Source organism: Streptomyces sp. AA1529 (assembly GCF_000280905.1).
GTDB lineage: Bacteria > Actinomycetota > Actinomycetes > Streptomycetales > Streptomycetaceae > Streptomyces.
In genome coordinates, this window is record NZ_ALAP01000042.1 from 38,027 (window position 1) to 56,084 (window position 18,058).

Sequence of the window (18,058 nt, forward strand, 5' to 3'; positions counted from 1 at the left end):
ACCGCGGGAACTGCCGGTCGGACGGGCCGCGGGTCCGGATCGGGGACGTGCGGGGGCTGCGGGCCGCGTGCGTGCACGCCGTAGGCTGGGCCTCGCACGAAACGGCCGGCGGCGGTCCGGGGGACGGAGTCCGCAGCGGTATCGCCGGCCGCAGGCGACAGCGAGCTGAGGAGGCACTGGGTGATCGAGCTGGAGGGGGTTCCCGAGCTGGTCGACCCAGTCATGGTGGCCGCGTTCGAGGGGTGGAACGACGCGGGCGACGCCGCGTCCGGCGCGGTCGCGCACCTGGAACAGGAGTGGAAGGGCGAGGTGTTCGCCGCGCTGGACGCCGAGGACTACTACGACTTCCAGGTGAACCGCCCGCAGGTCTTCCTGGAGGACGGGGTCCGCAAGGTCACCTGGCCCACCACGCGGCTGTCCGTCGTCCGGGTCGAGGACGCGGACGGCAAGGGCAGGCGGCGCGATCTGGTCCTGGTGCGCGGCATCGAACCGAGCATGCGGTGGCGGTCCTTCTGCAACGAGATCCTGGGGTTCGCGCACGAGCTGGGGGTCGAGCTGGTGGTGGTGCTGGGCTCGCTGCTCGGTGACACTCCGCACACCCGGCCGGTCCCGGTGACCGGCGTGACCTCGGACTCCGATCTGGCCCGCACCATGAATCTGGAGGAGTCCCGCTACGAGGGCCCGGCCGGGATCGTCGGCATCCTCCAGGAGGCCTGCACCCATGCGGGCGTCCCGGCGGCCAGCCTGTGGGCGGCCGTACCGCACTACGTCTCGCAGCCGCCCAACCCCAAGGCGACGCTCGCCCTGCTCAACCGGCTGGAGGATCTGCTCGGGGTGCGCGTCCCGATGGGTGAGCTGGCCGAGGACGCCCGGGCCTGGCAGGTCGGTGTCGACCAGCTCGCGGCGGAGGACAGCGAGGTGGCCGAGTACGTCCAGTCGCTGGAGGAGGCCCGGGACACCGCCGAACTGCCGGAAGCCTCGGGAGAGGCCATCGCCAAGGAGTTCGAGCGCTACCTGCGGCACCGCGACGGCTCGGGCTCCGCCGACGGGGGCTCGGCGCCCGGCACGTCCCCCTCGCTGCGGGACCCGGGGCACCAGTCCCCTCCCCCGCCGCCCAAGCCCGGTGGCGAGCCGCCGCGACCCGGTGAGCCGGACGAGGACGAGTGACCGGCGCTCCGCCGCGGCGGAGCGGACTCCGCTGCTCCGGGACCGGCGCCGCGCGGCGGCGCGGGGTGTGGAGACGACGGCGGGGCCCGGGCGGGACGGGCCTCCCGGCCGCGGGACACGGCCGGGAGGCGGGAGACAGGGGACGGCTACAGCGCGACGCCCAGCAGCGCGTCGACCGTGCGGGAGACCAGTCCGGGAGCGCCCTCGTCGGTGCCGCCCCGCTCGGCCTGCTGCTCGGCCCACGCGTCGACGGCGGCCAGCGCGGCGGGGGTGTCGAGATCGTCCGCGAGCGCGGTCCGCACCGCCTCCAGCATGGCCTCTGCGGGCGGTCCGTCCGGCCGCGAGACGGCCGAACGCCAGCGGCCGAGCCGCTGCTGCGCCGCCTCCAGCACCGCGTCCGTGTACTCCCAGTCGGCACGGTAGTGGTGCGCCAGCAGGGTGAGCCGGATGACGGCCGGATCGACGCCGTCCTTGCGCAGTTGCGAGACGAAGACGAGGTTGCCCTTCGACTTGGACATCTTCTCGCCGTTCAGGGCGACCATCCCCGCGTGCACATAGCTGCGCGCGAAGGGGAACTCGCCGGTCAGCGCCTGCGCGTGGGAGGCGCCCATCTCGTGGTGCGGGAAGGCCAGATCGGATCCGCCGCCCTGGATGTCGAAGCCCATGCCCAGGTGTTCGAGCGCGATCGCCACGCACTCGATGTGCCAGCCGGGGCGTCCGGGGCCCAGCGTGCCGCCGTCCCAGTGGGGTTCGCCCTCGCGGGCCGCCGTCCACAGCTGCGGGTCGAGCGGGTTCTTCTTGCCGGGGCGCTCGGGGTCGCCGCCACGCTCCGCGGACAGCAGGCGCATCGTTTCCGCGTCGTAGTGCGAGACGCCTCCGAAGTGGGCGTCGGACTCGACCGAGAAGTAGATGTCGCCGTCGAGTTCGTAGGCGGCACCCATGTCCCGCAGCCGCTCGACCAGCGGCACGATGTGCGGAATGGACTCCACGGCGCCGATGTAGTGCTTCGGCGGCAGCATCCGCAGGGCCGTCATGTCCTCGCGGAACAGCGCGGTCTCGCGCTCGGCGAGCGCCGTCCAGTCGATGCCCGTCGCGACCGCCCGCTCCAGGAGTGGATCGTCCACGTCGGTGACGTTCTGTATGTAGTGCACCTGGCGCTTGGTGTCGAGCCACACGCGCTGCACGAGGTCGAACGCGTTGTAGGTCGCCGCGTGTCCGAGGTGGGTGGCGTCGTAGGGGGTGATGCCACACACGTAGAGGCGGGCGACAGGACCGGGGGTGAGGGTCACTCGGCCACCGGTCGCGGTGTCGTGGATGTCGAGGTCGCGGCCCTGTCCAGGCAGGACGGGGACCTCGGTAGCGGGCCAGGCATGCATAACCTGAGCCTAACCCGGACTGGTGTTCCGTATCCGTCCGGATGGACGCCGTTCGAGGTCCGCGGGCGCGGGCGGGGCCCGCACGGCCGTTCGGGACCGGTCGGGCGCGGCGAGGGGAGACGGCCCGAGCCGGCCCGCAGGCGCCCTCCGGGGCCGTTCCGGCCCGCTCCGGAGGCCGGGCGCGGGCGGCGGATGTCAGACAGGTGGCCAGGGGATGGCGGGCCACTCGCCGCTCGGCAGCGGATGCCGGCCGGAGCTCAGCAGCGCCTCCACCCGCTTGCCCACGGCCTGTACCTCGGCCTCGGTGAGCAGCTCGGCCAGCCGTGCCGCCAGCGGAGCCTCGGCCGCGTCCACCGCCTGCGCAGCCTCCGCCGCCTCCGCGTGGCCGCCCGCATCGGCACAGAGCGCGGTGGAGAGCCTGCGCAGCGCCTCGACGGCCTCGCCGGTCAGCTCCTCGCCCGCCCAGCCCCACAGCAGGGTGCGCAGCTTGTCGTCCACGTGGAAGGTGACGCCGTGGTCGATGGCGTACAGCGCGCCGTCGGGCCGGGGCAGCAGATGGCCGCCCTTGCGGTCGCCGTTGTTGAGCACGGCGTCGAGCACCGCGAGCCGGCGCAGCCGGGGGTCGTCGGCGTGCACGAGCAGCGCGCTCCGGCCGCCGCCGACGTCCGCGAAGCCGACCGCCTTCCAGCCCTCGCCCGGCTCCTCGCCGTCGACCAGCGCGAGCAGCGGTGCCGGCTCCTCCTCCGGCTCGCCGCCCGGCCCGCGCCCCGGCTCGCCGCCCGGCTCGCGCTCCGGCGCGGCCTCGGCCGGCTCCCCGGACGGCGCGTCCTCCCCGTCGTCATCGGCGTCCGGCGGCTCGCCCACCCAGGCCTGGCACATACCCGGGCCGTAGGGGCCGTCGCGCAGCACGGTGGCGGGTATCAGATCCCAGCCGGTGGCGCGGGAGACCTCGTAGGCCGCGACCTCGCGCCGGGCGAGGTTGCCGTCGGGGAAGTCCCACAGCGGCCGCTCACCGGCCACCGGCTTGTAGACGCAGGGCAGGCTGCTCCCCGCGTGCTCGACGGTGCCGAACAGCACGGTGTTGGAGGCGGCAGTGATCTGTCCCCGCACGGTGAGCGTGCCCTGCCGGAGCAGCTCGCGGGTGGCCTCGGCGGCCGGTGCCGTGCCGCTCATTCGCCCCGGCGGTATCCGTTCTGGCGCGGACATACGTGTCCCTCCGGATCGAGCGGCAGGCTGCACAGCGGGCACGGCGGCCGGCCCGCGTTGACGACCTCCATCGCCCGCTTGGCGAAGGCCCGGGCCATGTTCCCGCTGATCCGCACCCGGAGCATCGGGGGCCCGTTCTCGTCGTCCTGGAGCAGCCGCTCCTCCGCGTCGGCCAGGTCCTCGTCCTCGCCGGGCTCCAGCTCGACGATGGCCTGCGCCTCGACGACCATCCGCTCTCCGTCGCCGTCCCAGGCCAGGGCCATGGTGCCGACCCGGAACTCCTCCTCGACCGGGCTCTCCAGCGGCCCGGTGTCATCGACCTCGGAGGGGGCGACGGCAGGCACGGGCGCGCTGCCGCCGGAACGGCGCACCACCTCGTCCAGCAGCTCGTCGATCCGTTCGGCGAGCGCTTCGACCTGCGCCTTCTCCAGGGCCACACTGGTGGTGCGGCCCCCCGCACTGGCTTGGAGGAAGAAGGTGCGGCGGCCAGGCAGACCGACGGTACCGGCGACGAACCGGTCCGGCGGATCGTACAGAAATACCTGACGGGACACGTTCTGCTCCGTTGGGTTCGACAGCTTGAGTGGCTTCGGACATCCGCACCCTACTGTGCGTTCCGATCATCGTGCTCACGCGCTTCCGCCGACGGTCGCATCGCCCTCCCCCGCGCTCGCGGCGGCGCCCTGCTCGCCCGTCTTCTCCGGTGGCGCGAGGGAGGCCAGTTCCCCGGTGTCGCCCAGCCGCAGCACGAAGGGGCGCAGCCGGGTGTAGGTGAGGGCCGTGGCCGAGCAGGGGGAGACGGATATCCGCTGGAAGAGGTCGAGGTGCATGCCCAGCGCGTCCGCGACGATCGACTTGATGATGTCGCCGTGCGAGCACATCAGATAGACGGCGTCCGCGCCGTGCTCGGCCTCGATGCGGGCGTTCCAGGCGCGGACCGCGTCCACGGCCCGTGCCTGCATGGCCCGCAGCGACTCGCCGCCGGGGAAGGCGGCGGCGGACGGATGGCCCTGGACGGTGGTCATGAGGGGCTCGTCGTTCAGTTCGGCGAGCTTGCGGCCCGACCAGTCCCCGTAGTCGCACTCGGTGATGCGCTCCTCGGTGTGCACGGACAACTCGGGGCGGGCGGCGGCCAGCGGCGCGAGGGTCTCCTGACAGCGGCGCAGCGGGCTGCTGACCGCGGCGGCCAGCGGGATGTCGCGGAGCCGGTCGGGCAGGCCGGCGGCCTGCCGCTGGCCGTGTCCGTCCAGGGCGACTCCGGGCGTGCGGCCGGCCAGCAGTCCGTCGGTGTTCGCTGTGGACCTGCCGTGGCGTACGAGGATCAGCGTCGGCATGCCGCAACCCTAAGCGAGGCGCCGTCGGCGGCGCTGCGCAGTCCGCGCGGCGGCTCCTCGGTTCTCGTGGCGGCCTCCGGTTGTGCGTCGGTCCGGAAACGGCAGAATGCGAGAAGTGATCGTCGACTGCGCGCTCTACCGGCAGGGGCGCCGAGCCGAGCGCCCGCAGGACTTCTCGGCGGCGCTGCGGGAGGCCCGCGCCGCGGCCGAGACATTTCTGTGGATCGGCCTGCACGAGCCGACCGAAGCCGAGTTCGACCGGGTGACCCGGGATTTCGGGCTGCATCCGCTGGCCGTCGAGGACTCGCTGCACGCGCATCAGCGGCCGAAGCTGGAGATCTACGCGGACTCGCTCTTCCTGGTGCTCAAGCCGGTGGACTACGACGAGGGCGACAGCACGCTCAGCACCGGTGAACTGATGGTGTTCGTGGGCGACTCGTTCGTGCTGACCGTCCGGCACGGCCGGACCAACCCGCTCGGATCGGTGCGCGCCCGGCTGGAGGGCGACCCGGAGGTGCTGCGGCACGGTCCGACGGCCGTGATGTACGCGGTCAGCGACACCGTGGTGGACCACTACCTGGAGGTCGCGGCCGCGCTGCACACCGACCTGGAGGAACTGGAGGCCGCGGTCTTCGCCAGGAACGCCCGGGCGGGGAGCCGGGACACGGCCGGCCGGATCTACGAGTTCAAGCGGCGGGCGCTGGAGTTCCGCCGGGCGACCACGCCGCTGACCGACCCCATCACCCGGCTGACGGGCGCCCGGGTCCCCTTCGTGCACAAGGACGCGCGGGTGTTCTTCCGGGACGTGGCCGACCACCTCTCGCGGGTGAACGAACAGGTGGAGTCCATCGACCGGCTGCTGACGGACATCCTGTCGGCGTATCTGGCGCAGATGGGGGTGCGGCAGAACGACGACATGCGCAAGATCTCCGCCTGGGCCGCGATGTTCGCCGTGCCCACGGCCCTCGCGGGGGTGTACGGGATGAACTTCGCGCACATGCCGGAACTGCACCAGGTGTGGGGCTATCCGGTGACGCTGCTGCTGATGGTGACCATCTGCGTGGTGCTCTTCCGGATCTTCAAGCGCCGCGACTGGTTCTAACGGATCGGCGGCTCGGCGGATCGCGTTCCCGGTGCCCGGTTCCGGCTCCGGTTCCGGCTCCGGCTCCGGCTCCGGCTCCTGGGCGGCGTGCGCCGGGGGCGGCCGGTACGGGGCTCAGGCGTACTCGGCCGCCGCATCCGCCTGCCCGGTGCCCAGCGCGTCGCGGCGCTCGGGCATCCGGAGGGCAACCAGCCGGCGCCAGCCGCCCAGCCGCTCCCAGCCGTACCGGCCGTGGATCCCCAGCGCGACGAGCCCGTAGCGGAGCCCGGACCAGCCCAGGATGCGCGCCATCCGGCTCATGACGGCCAGGCTGACGTCCCGGTAGACCTTGATCTCGGCGAGCGCGCTCTCGCGCAGCAGGGCGCGGATGGTGCGCGCGTGCCCGGCGCGGGCCAGCCGCAGCAGTTCCTCGTGGCAGTAGGCGAGGTGGTTGTCCTCGTCCCGGGAGATCATCCGCACCGCCCGGCCGAGCTCCGGGTGGTCACCGACCGCCTTGGTGAGAAGAGCCATCTCCTCGGCGGCCCGCTGCTCGGTGACCCGGCTGTGGGCCAGGTAGGCGAGCACGTCGTGCTCGGTCAGCGGCTCGTCCCGGCGCAGCTTCTCGTGCGCCAGGCCGATCCCGAGGCCCTCCAGGATCATCGTGTAGTCGGTGCCGTCGGGGATCTCGGCCGCCTCCAGGCCGCGCTTGTTCAGCAGCGCGAGGAAGATGCGGCCGTGTTTGTCCTCGTCGGCTCCGTGCCGGACGATCTTGGGCGCGAGACGGCGGGCGCCGTCGGGGACGAGTGCGGCGATGCGGGCGTTCTCCCAGCCGCCCTGCGCCTCGCCGCTGGCCGCGATGGAGCAGAAGAGCCGGAAGGACTCGTCGTTGTCGAGGATTTCCTGGAACAGACTCCTGGCCGAGAGCATCGCCGCCACCTCCGTGCACGAGTTCCCTTACCGCACGACATCCGCGAAGAACGAGTCAAATGCCGCGTACCCGAACAGGCAACATGTGAGCGGTCCGGCTGCGCCGATCGCAGGAGCCCCGCGGCCCGCCCGCGTAACCGGACCGGCCGGGCCGCGTTGTGCTCCATGACGGCCGTGGCGGGGTCGCCCCCCGAGCCCCCACCACGGCCGCAGAATTCTTCGGGCGCGTTACGCCTTCGGGCTGTACCGCGCCCTCTCCCCCGGGCGCATGGCCGGGGGCCGCTCGGATCCGGCGGCGCCGCCCGCGCGGGACGCCGGCAGTCCGCCGCTAGGCGGCGACCCCGGCCTGCTCCAGCGCATCGACCCCGGCCCGCAGTCCGGCCAGCCGCTCCTCCAGCGAGAACCCGGCGGGGGCCAGCGAGAGCGTCGTCACCCCGGCATCCGCGTAGGCCCGCATCCGCTCGGCGATCCGCTCGACGGGGCCGATCAGGGTGGTGGAGTCGATCAGCTCGCGCGGAATCGCCGCGGCGGCCCCCTCCTTGTCCCCGGCCAGGTACTTCTCCTGGACCTCGGCGGCCTCCTTCTCATAGCCCATGCGCTGGGCGAGCTTGTTGTAGAAGTTCTGCTTGCGGCTGCCCATGCCGCCCACGTAGAGCGCGGTGTAGGGGCGGAAGAGGTCGGCGAGCGCGTCGATGTCGTCGCCGACGGCCATCGGGACGGTCGGGCACACGTCGAAGTCCTCCATCGTCCGGCCCGAGGCCTCCCGGCCCGCCCGCAGGTGCCGGAGGGTGGTCTCCTCGGCGTGCTCCGGGGAGAAGAAGACCAGCAGCACACCATTGGCGATCTCGCCGGTCTGCTCCAGGTTCCTGGGGCCGATCGCCGCGATGTAGAGCGGGATCTCCGCGCGCTCCGGGTGGACGGTCAGCTTGATCGGCTTGCCGGGTCCGCCGGGCAGCGGGAGCGTCCAGTGCTGCCCTTCGTAGGACAGCCGCTCCCGGGACATGGCGCGGCGGATGATCTCGACGTACTCGCGGGTGCGGGCCAGCGGCTTGTCGAACTTCACCCCGTACCACCCCTCGGAGACCTGCGGGCCCGAGACGCCCAGGCCGAGCCGGAAGCGGCCGCCGGAGAGCGAGTCGAGCGTGGCGGCCGTCATGGCGGTCATGGCGGGCGCCCGGGCCGGGATCTGGAAGATCCCGGAGGCCACGTCGATCTGCTCGGTGTGGGCCGCCACCCAGGTGAGCACGGTGGCGGCGTCCGAACCGTACGCCTCGGCCGCCCAGCACACGTCGTAGCCGAGCCGGTCGGCCTCCTGTGCGACGGCGAGGTTGTCCGCATCCATCCCGGCACCCCAGTAGCCGAGGTTGATGCCCAGTCGCATCCCCATCCCGCACCCACTTCCCTTACTGATCAGTAATGTCCCTGACCCCCGGACTCTAACGCGTGCCACAACTACGCTCAACGCCCATGGAGCGAAGGCACCTCGGCCGCACTGGCCTGCGCGTATCCCGGATCGGACTGGGCACTCTGGGCTGGGCGCGCGGCGGCGGGAGCGACCGCGCGGCACCCGGCGCGGGAACCGGGGCGCACCCGCGGCACGACCAGCACGTACGCAACGCCGCCGACCAGCTCAAGACGTTCTGGGAAGCGGGCGGCACCCTCGTGGACACCGCGGACGTGTACGGGGACGGCGAGGCCGAGTACCTCCTGGGACGGCTGATGCAGGACCTGGTGCCGCGCCACGACCTGGTGATCGCCACCAAGGCGGGGGGCGTGCCCGACCCCGAACGCCCCTTCGACTGCTCGCGCGGCCACCTGCTGAACGCGCTGGACGATTCCCTCGACCGGCTGGGCACCGACCACGTGGACCTGTGGCAGGTGCACGCCTGGGACCCGTACACACCGCTGGAGGAGACACTCCAGGCACTCGACACGGCCGTCAGCAGCGGACGCGCCCGCTACGCCGGAGTGTGCGACTTCTCCGGCTGGCAGCTCGCCAAGGCGGGCACCTGGCAACGGGCCGCACCCGGAGTGCGGCAGCCGCTGGCCGCCACCCAGATGGAGTACTCGCTGCTCCAGCGGGGCGTCGAACGGGAGGCGCTGCCCGCCGCGCAGGACCTCGGCATCGGGCTGCTGCCCTCCTCGCCCCTGGGGCGCGGAGTACTGACCGGCAAGTACCGCGAACCCGGCCCGCCGCCGACCGGCTCGCGCGGCGCCTCCGAGCGGCTGGCCGCCTTCGTGGAGCCCTACCTGGACGGGACCGCGGCCCGGATCACCGACGCGGTGGCCACCGCGGCCGACGGGCTCGCGCTGCCGCCGCTCCAGGTGGCCCTGGCCTGGGTCCGCGACCGGCCCGGGGTGGTGGCACCGATCGTCGGCGCACGCACGGCGGAGCAGTTGACGCAGGCGCTGTCGGTGGAGGGCCTTAGTCTTCCAGACGAGATCCGCGCGGCCCTGGACGACGTCTCGGCCCCCGTGCACCGCTACCCCGACCATGACTGGAGCGAGCTGTGAGCAACGAGAAGGCAGCCGAACTCCTCGCGGCCGTCCGCGCGGTGGAGAGCGGCGAACGCTCCGCCACCTCCTTCTTCACCGAACCCGCCGCCGGACCGGCCCCCCGCAGCGGCCCCCGCGCCCGGCCGGGCGGCCCGGAGTCCGGCGCCGCGGGCGGCCCGACCGGAGCCCGCGGCGCAGCGGTGCCCCCGCCGGGGCGTGCGGAGCGCTCCGGCCGGCAGGACGGCCCGGTCACCGTCCCGGAGGGGGTGCGCGCCCTGCTGGCGGAGGGCAGTGCCCCGGAGGAGCTGGCCCGGCGTGTGACCGAGACGCTCGGGGAGGGCGCGGAGAGCGTGCTGCGCGCCGACCCCTGGCAGCTCCTCGCGGTTCCCGGGGTGCTCCCCGAGCAGGCCGACGGCTTCGCCCGGGCGCTGCTGGGCGACGAGGCCGGGCCGGACGACCCGCGGCGGGCGGTGGCGCTGGTGGTCCGGCTGCTGGAGCACGCGGCGCTGCGGGGCGACACGGTACTGACGCCGGACGCCCTGGGCAGGGGCCTGGCCGGGCACGCGGTACCGGACCCCGAGGAGGCCGTACGGCAGGCCGTGGACGCGGGAGCCGTCCTGGTCTTCGAGGACGCGCTGGACGCGGGGCCGGTGCCCTCGGCCATGACCGAGGGCGAGGCCGAGGAGGAGCGCCCGGTCGCCCTCCTGGTGGGCCTGGACCGGTACGCGCTCGCGGAGGAGAGCCTCGCGGACGGGCTCGCCCGCGTCGCGGGCACGTTCGCCTCCGCGGAGCCGGCGGGCGGTCCGGCGGACTCCGCGGAAACGGCGGACGGTGCTCCGGCCGGAGCCGCGGGGACCGACGACGGCTGGGAGGCTGCCGCCGGGAGTGCCTCCACCTCCTCGGCGCGCGAGCTGATCCGGGCGGTGGCCGGAAGCGGGCTGGTCACCCATACGGGTGGTGAGGCGTCCCGCGGGGAGGTCGCCGCCGCGCTGGTCGCGGCGCGGGCGCTCGGGCTGCGTGCCGCAGTCCTCACCCATACGGATGAGGGCCGGGAGCGCATGGCCCGCCTCCTCGCCGAGCACTCGGCCTCCCACCCGGACACCGATCCGGACAGCACCCCGGCCGGCGGCGATGCGGCTCCGGCCCCGGACTGCGCCACCGTCGCCGGGGTGCTGGCAGGCACGGACGGTCCGGAGCGGGACACGGAAGGAGCGCTCCGCGTCGATGTGCTGGCCGTCTGCGACGCGCCGCAGTTGGACGCGGAGACGGCCGCGGCGCTGCTGGAGGCGCTGCCGGACGGGGCGCGTCTGCTGCTCAGCGGAGACCCGGGCCTGCTGGGCGCCGCGGGCCCCGGGCAGGTGTTCGGAGACCTGATGGCGGCCCGGTACTGCCCGCACGTCGCTTCCCGCACCCCGGACCCCGGGCCGATCGGCGAGCTGGTGTCGGGCATCGGCATCGGAGAGCTGAGCCAGGTGGCGGCCCCCGGCAAGGAGGTGGTGATCGTCCCCGTCGCCGACCCCGGCGAGGCCGTCCACCGGACGGTGCAGCTCGTCAAGGACTCGGTGCCGCGTGCCCTCGGCGTCCCGTCCGCCGAGACCCAAGTGATCACTCCGGGTCACGGCGGCTCCGCGGGCACCCGCGCGCTCAACGCCGCTCTCAAGGAACAGCTCAACCCGGGCCCGGGCCGCTTCGGCGGCTTCGACCCCGGTGACCGGGTCGCCCACTCCCCCGCGCCGGGCCGCACGCGCATCGGCACGGTGTCCTCGGCCGACGCGGACGGCCTCCAGCTGGCCTGCGGGGACCGGCGGGTGACGGTCCCGCCCGAGCGGGTGCCCGAAACGGTGCGGCACGGCTGGGCCGTGACGGCCCACCAGGCCGCCGGGATCCGCTGGCCCGCCGCCGTCGTGGTACTGCCCGGGGACGCCACGGAGGCGCTGACCCGGGAGTGGGTCTACACAGCCTTCGGCCGGGGCGAGCGCCATCTGTCGGTCGTGCACGGAGCGGGCGACGCGCTCCCCCGCGCGGTCGCCTCGGCCGCGGCGCGGGAGCGTACGACCCGGCTGCGGACCCTGCTGACCGAGTCCGCCCGCGCCGCCGAGGCGGCGCGGGCGGCGGAGGCGACAGAAGCGGCAGAGGCGGCCGACGGCTGAGCCGGGACGGCAGCGGCGCCGGGGCGGCCCGCCGCGCCGCCCGCGCTACGTGCGGCGGGCGGCGGACACTCCGCTGCCGGCGCCGTCCCCGTCCTCGTCGTAGCCGTCAGCGTCGTCGTAGCCGTCCTCGTCTCCGTCCTCGTCGTCGTCTCCGTCCTCGTCCGCTTCCTCGCTGCGGGCCTCGAGCACCAGGTCCTCCTCGTCCTCGTCGAAGACGGCGGAGACGTCGAAGCGGCAGACCACGCGCTGCGGATCCGCCTGCTCGAACGGGGCCGACAGCCACTCGCCGGGCTCGGCCGCCTCGTCGACCGCCGTGACCCAGAGGGTGGAGTCGCCCTCCTCCAGGCCGAACTCCTTGTGGCGGGTGGCGATCTCGTCCGGCTCGAACTCGCCGAAGAGCACACCGAGCGCCGCGTGCACACTGTTGCTCGGTGCCGCCCCCTCGTACCGCTCGTCCTCCGCGGAGTCCGGGTCCAGCTCGGTGATCCGCTCGGCCTGGGCCTGCAGCCGGTGCGGCTCGGAGATGACATAGTCCCGCCGGATCAGGACGCTCAGCGCGGTGGGCACATCGGGTCCGGTGTAGGCCGGCAGGCTCTCGCTGCTGGGGATCTCGAACGGGGTGACCTCGTCGTAGGCCTCGTACAGCAGCTCGTCGTAGGTCTCGCCGGCGGCGGCCAGCGCGTCGAAGGCGGCATAGACGGCGGAGTCGAGTTCGGCGGCGTACTGCTCAGCCGACGAGGCGTCCCGCTCACCCGCACCACCCGCTCCGGCAGGCACCCGGGACTCCCCCGCGCGGCGCTCGACGGCTTCGAGGTGCCGGTCCAGCGCGGCTTTGACCGCTTCGGCGGCGGCGCGTACGTCGGCAGCGGTGGGCTGCGCAGCATCAGACATAGTGCAGACGCTATCGGCAGACGGGGTCCGCACGCACAATAGAGACGATGCCGGAATACGAATTTCGCGATGTGTACGTCCCACGGGGCGTCTCCCGTAGGGCCGCGACCCAGTTGCTCACCGACCAGGCGGAGTACGGGCACTGGGAACTGGCCCGCACCCGGCTGTATCCGGACGGCAGCCGCCGGGTGCGGCTGCGCCGCCGCATCATCCGCCAGCTTCGCCCGACCTGGTGATCGCCGGTCGCGGATTCCCCCTGGTCACGGGTGTCCGCACGGTACGGGGTGACCGTCGGCGCGGAGCAGGAGAGCCGCGGGGGGGGAGCCCTGCAGAAGAACCGAGAGGGAGCGGGCCCGGCGGTGCGGGACCCGCTCCCTCGGCTTGACCGGCGCGGCGACCGCGCCGGAACACCGGCCCGCGCGTCAGGTCGCGGAATGCCGGTCGAGCACAGCGCCGGGGTCGGCGCTGCGCCCCGGTCAGCGCTTGGCGGCGGGCCGGGAGCGCCGGTAGAGCACGTATCCCCCGGCGAGCATGCCCAGGCTGACCGGCGCGGCGATGCCGAGCTGCGAGCCGGCACCGGTGTGCGCGAGCTCCCCGCCGTCTTCCGGGGTGTCGGAGTCGGAGACCTGGGCCGCGGCGACGGTCTCCGGTGTGGACGGAGCGTGCACCTCACCGGAGCTGCCCGGCTGGGTGGGCGACTGCGGAGTGGACGGCTCGCCGGGCTCGCCGGGCTCGCTGGGCTGCCCCGGGTTGCCGGGCTCATCCGGGTTCCCCGGCTCGTCGGGGTTCCCGGGCTCATCCGGGTTCCCCGGCTCGTCCGGATTACCGGGCTCATCGGGGTTCCCCGGCTCATCCGGGTTCCCGGGCTCATCGGGGTTCCCGGGCTCATCCGGGTTCCCCGGCTCGTCCGGGTTCCCGGGCTCGTCCGGATACCCGGGATCGGTGGGCCCCGGGTGCGACGGATTGGCGCAGCCGTTGCCGTGCGCCGGGTTGAGCGCGCCGACCACGTCCACGGTGTTGCCGCAGACGTTCACCGGCACGTCGACCGGCGCCTGAACGTCGTTGCCCGAGCCGACGCCGGGCGAATCGTGGGCGGTGCCCTGCGCATGGGCCCCGCTTCCGCCCTGCGGGCTGCCGCCACCGCTTCCGGTGCCGTTCCCGCAGCTGTTGCCGGACGCCGGGTTGAGCAGCCCGAGGACGTTGACGGTGTTGCCGCAGATGTTCACCGTGACGTTCACCGGCGCCTGGACGGTGTTGCCGGAGAGAACTCCGGGCGAGTTCGCGCCGGCGCCCTGGGCGCCCGAGTCGGCGAATGCGGTCCCCCCGGAGACCGCGAGAAGACCGCCGGCGGCGGCCATGGTGATCAGGCCCTTTCTGGTGCCCTGACGCATGATGTTGGAATCCCCTGCCTAGTGGTGGCTGTTGGTGACCGGCCAGGGGGAGGCGCACCTGCGCACCCTCCCACCCCCCGAGACCCGAGGGCCCCGGAGCGCGTGGCGCGTGCTCCGGGGCCGCTCAGATGCACATGCCTCACCGATCGCGTCGGATGAGGCGTGACGTCACTGGTTGACGCAGGTGTTGCCGAAGGCCGGGTTCAGCAGCCCGATCACGGAGATCGTGTTGCCGCAGGCGTTCACCGGCACGTGGACCGGGACCTGCACGGTGTTGCCGGAAACGACGCCGGGGGAGTTCACGGCGGCGCCCTGCGCACCGGAGTCGGCAACGGCCATACCCGCACCAGCCAGCACAAGACCGCTGGTGACAGCCGCGGCGGCGATGACCTTCTTGATCATTATTCCTCCTAGTTGGCAATACGACCCCAGCAGGGGGTCGCACTCCCTGTAACGAGGATGGAGGAATGAGGCTACGAACTGACTAGATCATTCACCCGTCCCGGTGACTTCCGCACAGGCTGTCGATTCGAGACCCCACCGCACCACTCCTTCGGAGGAACACCGCCGGGGAACCGGGCAAGGTTCCGGACGTTGATCGGAAAAGCGCCGGTCACAGCAGCCGATCAACGCCACGCACCGGCACCCCGGTGGGCGTCAAGCCCGATCCAGGAACCGGTCCAGCACACGGACACCGAACTGGAGTCCGTCGACCGGGACGCGCTCGTCCACCCCGTGGAACATGCCGGCGAAGTCGAGCTCCGGCGGCAGCTTCAACGGCGCGAAACCGAAGCAGCGGATTCCCAGATCGTCGAAGGACTTGGCGTCGGTGCCGCCCGAGAGCATGTACGGCACGGCGCGCGCGATCGGGTCCTCCGCCCGCAGCGAGGACTGCATGGCGTCCACCAAGGCACCGTCGAACGTCGTCTCCAGCGCCCGGTCGGCGTGCACGTCCTCACGCCGCACCCGCGGCCCCAGCAGCCGGTCCAGATCGGCCAGGAACTCCTCCTCGTGCCCGGGGAGGAACCGCCCGTCCACATGCGCGGTCGCCTGCCCGGGAATCACGTTGACCTTGTAGCCGGCCCCGAGCTGGGTGGGCGCGGTGGTGTTCTGCAACGTCGCACCGATGATCTTCGCGATGCCGCCGAGCCGGGCGAGCGTCTCCTCCATGTCCTCCGGGTCCAGCTCGACGCCGAGCGCGTCGGAGAGCTCGTCCAGGAAGGAGCGGACCGTCTTGGTCACCCGCACCGGGAACTTATGCCGCCCCAGCCGCCCCACGGCCTCGCACAGCTCGGTGATCGCGTTGTCGTCGTTGGTCATGGACCCGTGGCCGGCCGTGCCGTCCACGGTGAGCCGCATCCAGTGCATGCCCTTCTGCGCCGTCTCGACCAGATACAGCCGCAGATCCTCGTTGACCGTGAAGGAGAACCCGCCGACCTCCCCGATGGCCTCGGTGACCCCCTCGAAGAGGTCGGCGTGGTTGTCGACCAGGTGCCGCGCCCCGTAGACCCCGCCCGCCTCCTCGTCCGCGAGGAAGGCCAGCACGACGTCCCGGGGCGGCTTGCGACCGGACCGCATCCGCTCGCGCACCACCGCCAGCGTCATGGCGTCCATGTCCTTCATGTCCACGGCGCCGCGGCCCCACACGCAGCCGTCCGCGATCTCCCCGGAGAAGGGATGCCGCGTCCAGTCGTCCGCATTGGCGGGCACCACGTCGGTGTGCCCGTGGATGAGCAGGGCCGGGCGGGACGGGTCCTCGCCCGTGATCCGCGCCACGGTCGAGGCGCGGCCCGGGCTGGACTCGATGATCTGCGGCTCCAGCCCGACCTCGGCCAGCTTCCCGGCGACGTACTCGGCCGCCGCCCGCTCACCGGGACCCTCGTTGTTGCCGTAGTTGCTGGTGTCGATCCGGATCAGCTCACGGCAGAGGTCGACGACCTCGCTCTCGGCGCTAGCGGCACTCGCGGTCGCGGCACTGTCGGCACTCACGCTGCCTCCTCTTCTCGCAGGTAGACCCCCATCCTCCCGCCCGCACCCCGGCGTCCCAAGAGCCGGGTGATCGCAGTCCTCATCGGGTGCTAAGGTTTAACCCGTCGCAAGGCCGCTCACCGGCCAGGCGGCACACCCGGTCGGGGTGGCGGAATGGCAGACGCGCTAGCTTGAGGTGCTAGTGCCCTTTACAGGGCGTGGGGGTTCAAGTCCCCCTCCCGACACGTACCATACGCACACGCGGCGGCTGGACGTGACTCAACAGTCACGGTCAGTCGCCGTTCGTCGTATGTGAGGAACAGACCGAATGCTTCGTAGATCGGCCGCTTCTGTGTGGGGTCAGCTGCGAGGAGCCGGTCTTTCATGTCACCGAGCGTGCGGATCATGGTTTCCAGCTCAGCTTCGGAAGCGATGCTTTGTGGGCGGCTCCGTTGGGCGCTCCGGAGCCGCTGTTCGACGGCGCTCTTCTCCTGCTGCGTCTCATTGATCCACTGACCGACCAAGGCTGGGTCCGATCCGGCGTCGAGGGCGGCTCGGTACCCGGCGATACGTCGCTCGCAGTCGGCAAGCTTTTGACGCGCCTCGGCAAGGTCCGGAGATACCTGTTGTTTCTGCTGGGCAGCGTGCAACCTACGCAGCGTGTCGTGGAGACGGCCTGCGGAAAAGTGGCGCGCGATCCACCGGTCAAGACTCGGAAGGACGGCGGACTCGCGCACGTAGACGGTGAGTGGATGGTCGAGCTGCGCGCTTTTGGCGTACTCAGCTGTGTAGCGGCAGCGGTAATACGGTGCACCATGGTTGCAGTTGCCCTGCATCTTGCGTCCGCACAGCGCGTGGCGCATTAGGCCGCCAAGCGCGTAGGTACGGTTGGGCTGGCGAGGCTTGCGTTCCACTCCACTCGTGTTTCGTCGGGCGCGTCGCTTGGATTGCCCGGCGGCGAAGATCTCAGGTTCAACCAAGGGAGTGTGTACGACTTCTGTCGACCACACCCATTCGCTCGGATTGTTCCATTCCAGCTTTGAGCGGTAACCCAAAGTAACGTCTTCAACGTCGACGAGGACATCTCGCCTGCGCTGCCGGTTCCACACCTCGTGACCCGTGTAACGCGGGTTTTCGAGGATGGCTCCGACAGCCCCCTTGGACCATGCGTAGCCGTGACGATGCCGATTTCGGGCAGGGTCATGAGCTGAGGGGCACGGAATTCCGTCGCGAGTCAGCCCTTCAGCGATGGCATAGAGGCCCTTGCCGCGTAGATACTCAGCGAAGATGCGTGCCACGATGTGTGCCGTGGCTGGATCGGGTTCGAGACGTTGCAGGCGCTTGCCTTCGGCTGCTTTGCCTGGGTGTGGATGCGGTCCGGAGTCGACCAACCGGTATCCGTAGGGCGGCCGTCCGCCTTGGTAACGGCCCTCGACACTGAGTTGCGAGGCCATAGCGGTGCGGGTGCGCACCTTGATGCGGTTGCGCTCACCCTTGCTCATGCCCCCGAAAACGGACATGACGAGATCATGTGCTTCATTCTCGGGGTCGATAGCGCCCCCGATCTCGGGAACCCAGAGCGGCACACCGTGGTGGACGAACAGCGGGAACGTGTTGCCGAACTGGTTTCCGTAGAAGGTTCGCTGCGGCTCCCCGATGACGACAGCTTCGAATCCGCGCTCTGGGTCTCCCAGAGCTTTCAGCAAAGCATCTCCTCGAGGGCGGCGTTTCCACGGCAGGGCCCTGGAGTGACCGGAGTCGAAGAACTCAGCAACGATCTCGCCCCCGTTGGGCTCGATCAACGCACGCGCTCGGCGAAGTTGCCACTGGCGGGATGTCTCCGGGTCCTGAAGGTCTTCTGTTGAGCAGCGTCCCGCAAAGGCAAAAGCTGTCATTTACTCATCTCTCTGCTGATCTCCTGAAATCCTGACCATCTCGGTCTCGACGACCGTCATAGCTCGATCACACGAGAAGTGCAATGCGAATCCGGACACTTCTCCACTCTTGCACACTCAGACACGATAAATCGCAGCAGCGCCCGAGAGGCGGATTCGATTAGCGGTGGCGGCTC

At 72.1% G+C, this 18,058-nt stretch carries 16 protein-coding genes and 1 tRNA gene; 6 read left to right on the plus strand and 11 right to left on the minus strand.

Annotated features, from left to right (window positions below; all coding sequences use genetic code 11):
- Positions 1-180: 180 nt before the first annotated feature.
- Positions 181-1,167 carry a PAC2 family protein gene (locus tag A949_RS0112820; RefSeq protein ID WP_019356414.1) on the plus strand — a complete coding sequence of 329 codons (987 nt, stop codon included), beginning with the start codon at positions 181-183 and terminating at the stop codon, positions 1,165-1,167.
- A 146-nt stretch (positions 1,168-1,313) separates the two neighbouring features.
- Here A949_RS0112820 and mshC read toward each other — a convergent pair whose 3' ends face one another.
- The 4 genes from mshC to A949_RS0112840 form a co-directional block, all read right to left on the minus strand.
- Positions 1,314-2,543: a cysteine--1-D-myo-inosityl 2-amino-2-deoxy-alpha-D-glucopyranoside ligase gene (gene mshC, locus A949_RS0112825; RefSeq protein ID WP_019356415.1), complete on the minus strand. Its 1,230-nt coding sequence runs from the start codon at positions 2,541-2,543 to the stop codon at positions 1,314-1,316.
- 195 nt (positions 2,544-2,738) lie between these two features.
- Complete coding sequence (locus A949_RS0112830; RefSeq protein WP_078565410.1) at positions 2,739-3,749, minus strand: SCO1664 family protein; 1,011 nt, start codon at positions 3,747-3,749, stop codon at positions 2,739-2,741.
- Entirely contained in the window at positions 3,713-4,303 is a 591-nt protein-coding gene (locus A949_RS0112835; protein WP_019356417.1) for a DUF3090 domain-containing protein, read from the minus strand. The genes A949_RS0112830 and A949_RS0112835 overlap by 37 nt, the downstream gene beginning before the upstream one ends.
- A gap of 75 nt (positions 4,304-4,378) precedes the next feature.
- A complete protein-coding gene (locus A949_RS0112840) occupies positions 4,379-5,083 on the minus strand; it encodes a histidine phosphatase family protein (RefSeq protein WP_019356418.1) in 705 nt (234 codons plus the stop codon).
- Between the two features lie 106 nt (positions 5,084-5,189).
- Here A949_RS0112840 and corA point away from each other — a divergent pair, with 106 nt between their 5' ends.
- Complete coding sequence (gene corA / locus A949_RS0112845; RefSeq protein ID WP_078534400.1) at positions 5,190-6,185, plus strand: magnesium/cobalt transporter CorA; 996 nt, start codon at positions 5,190-5,192, stop codon at positions 6,183-6,185.
- Positions 6,186-6,299: 114 nt separating this feature from the next.
- Here the strand turns inward: corA and A949_RS0112850 are convergent, their stop codons facing one another.
- Both A949_RS0112850 and A949_RS0112855 read right to left on the minus strand, forming a co-directional pair.
- Positions 6,300-7,091 (minus strand): hypothetical protein, encoded by a 792-nt coding sequence (locus tag A949_RS0112850; protein WP_019356420.1) that lies wholly within the window; start codon positions 7,089-7,091, stop codon positions 6,300-6,302.
- Positions 7,092-7,419: 328 nt separating this feature from the next.
- Complete coding sequence (locus A949_RS0112855; RefSeq protein WP_026004599.1) at positions 7,420-8,472, minus strand: LLM class F420-dependent oxidoreductase; 1,053 nt, start codon at positions 8,470-8,472, stop codon at positions 7,420-7,422.
- A gap of 86 nt (positions 8,473-8,558) precedes the next feature.
- Between A949_RS0112855 and A949_RS0112860 the strand changes: the two genes are divergently transcribed.
- Both A949_RS0112860 and A949_RS33260 read left to right on the plus strand, forming a co-directional pair.
- On the plus strand, positions 8,559-9,605 hold the full coding sequence (locus tag A949_RS0112860) for an aldo/keto reductase (RefSeq protein ID WP_019356422.1): 1,047 nt from the start codon (positions 8,559-8,561) through the stop codon (positions 9,603-9,605).
- A complete protein-coding gene (locus A949_RS33260) occupies positions 9,602-11,737 on the plus strand; it encodes a helix-hairpin-helix domain-containing protein (RefSeq protein ID WP_019356423.1) in 2,136 nt (711 codons plus the stop codon). The genes A949_RS0112860 and A949_RS33260 overlap by 4 nt, the downstream gene beginning before the upstream one ends.
- Positions 11,738-11,782: 45 nt before the next feature.
- Here the strand turns inward: A949_RS33260 and A949_RS0112870 are convergent, their stop codons facing one another.
- Positions 11,783-12,628, minus strand: coding sequence for a hypothetical protein (locus tag A949_RS0112870; protein WP_019356424.1), 846 nt, complete (start codon positions 12,626-12,628; stop codon positions 11,783-11,785).
- 47 nt (positions 12,629-12,675) lie between these two features.
- Here A949_RS0112870 and A949_RS0112875 point away from each other — a divergent pair, with 47 nt between their 5' ends.
- Positions 12,676-12,864: a DUF5703 family protein gene (locus tag A949_RS0112875; RefSeq protein WP_026004600.1), complete on the plus strand. Its 189-nt coding sequence runs from the start codon at positions 12,676-12,678 to the stop codon at positions 12,862-12,864.
- A gap of 240 nt (positions 12,865-13,104) precedes the next feature.
- Here A949_RS0112875 and A949_RS0112880 read toward each other — a convergent pair whose 3' ends face one another.
- The 3 genes from A949_RS0112880 to A949_RS0112890 form a co-directional block, all read right to left on the minus strand.
- Positions 13,105-14,019: a chaplin gene (locus A949_RS0112880; RefSeq protein ID WP_019356426.1), complete on the minus strand. Its 915-nt coding sequence runs from the start codon at positions 14,017-14,019 to the stop codon at positions 13,105-13,107.
- 168 nt (positions 14,020-14,187) lie between these two features.
- Positions 14,188-14,421 carry a chaplin ChpH gene (chpH, locus tag A949_RS0112885; RefSeq protein ID WP_019356427.1) on the minus strand — a complete coding sequence of 78 codons (234 nt, stop codon included), beginning with the start codon at positions 14,419-14,421 and terminating at the stop codon, positions 14,188-14,190.
- A 255-nt stretch (positions 14,422-14,676) separates the two neighbouring features.
- Entirely contained in the window at positions 14,677-16,008 is a 1,332-nt protein-coding gene (locus A949_RS0112890) for a M20/M25/M40 family metallo-hydrolase (RefSeq protein ID WP_019356428.1), read from the minus strand.
- Between the two features lie 139 nt (positions 16,009-16,147).
- Here A949_RS0112890 and A949_RS0112895 point away from each other — a divergent pair.
- Positions 16,148-16,232: transfer RNA gene (locus A949_RS0112895), tRNA-Leu, on the plus strand.
- On the opposite strand, the gene A949_RS35895 is transcribed toward A949_RS0112895, so the two are convergent.
- Complete coding sequence (locus A949_RS35895) at positions 16,197-17,882, minus strand: recombinase family protein (RefSeq protein ID WP_078565411.1); 1,686 nt, start codon at positions 17,880-17,882, stop codon at positions 16,197-16,199. The genes A949_RS0112895 and A949_RS35895 overlap by 36 nt on opposite strands.
- Between the last annotated feature and the right edge of the window lie 176 nt (positions 17,883-18,058).

What these genes read in the sequence shown, in the direction of transcription:
- mshC (WP_019356415.1), bottom strand. Translation starts at nt 2,543, where the DNA reads ATGCATGCCTGGCCCGCTACCGAGGTCCCCGTCCTGCCTGGACAGGGC.
- A949_RS0112830 (WP_078565410.1), bottom strand. Translation starts at nt 3,749, where the DNA reads ATGTCCGCGCCAGAACGGATACCGCCGGGGCGAATGAGCGGCACGGCA.
- A949_RS0112840 (WP_019356418.1), bottom strand. Translation starts at nt 5,083, where the DNA reads ATGCCGACGCTGATCCTCGTACGCCACGGCAGGTCCACAGCGAACACC.
- corA (WP_078534400.1), top strand. Translation starts at nt 5,190, where the DNA reads ATGCGAGAAGTGATCGTCGACTGCGCGCTCTACCGGCAGGGGCGCCGA.
- A949_RS0112850 (WP_019356420.1), bottom strand. Translation starts at nt 7,091, where the DNA reads ATGCTCTCGGCCAGGAGTCTGTTCCAGGAAATCCTCGACAACGACGAG.
- A949_RS0112855 (WP_026004599.1), bottom strand. Translation starts at nt 8,472, where the DNA reads ATGCGACTGGGCATCAACCTCGGCTACTGGGGTGCCGGGATGGATGCG.
- A949_RS0112860 (WP_019356422.1), top strand. Translation starts at nt 8,559, where the DNA reads ATGGAGCGAAGGCACCTCGGCCGCACTGGCCTGCGCGTATCCCGGATC.
- A949_RS0112870 (WP_019356424.1), bottom strand. Translation starts at nt 12,628, where the DNA reads ATGTCTGATGCTGCGCAGCCCACCGCTGCCGACGTACGCGCCGCCGCC.
- A949_RS0112875 (WP_026004600.1), top strand. Translation starts at nt 12,676, where the DNA reads ATGCCGGAATACGAATTTCGCGATGTGTACGTCCCACGGGGCGTCTCC.
- A949_RS0112880 (WP_019356426.1), bottom strand. Translation starts at nt 14,019, where the DNA reads ATGCGTCAGGGCACCAGAAAGGGCCTGATCACCATGGCCGCCGCCGGC.
- chpH (WP_019356427.1), bottom strand. Translation starts at nt 14,421, where the DNA reads ATGATCAAGAAGGTCATCGCCGCCGCGGCTGTCACCAGCGGTCTTGTG.
- A949_RS35895 (WP_078565411.1), bottom strand. Translation starts at nt 17,882, where the DNA reads ATGACAGCTTTTGCCTTTGCGGGACGCTGCTCAACAGAAGACCTTCAG.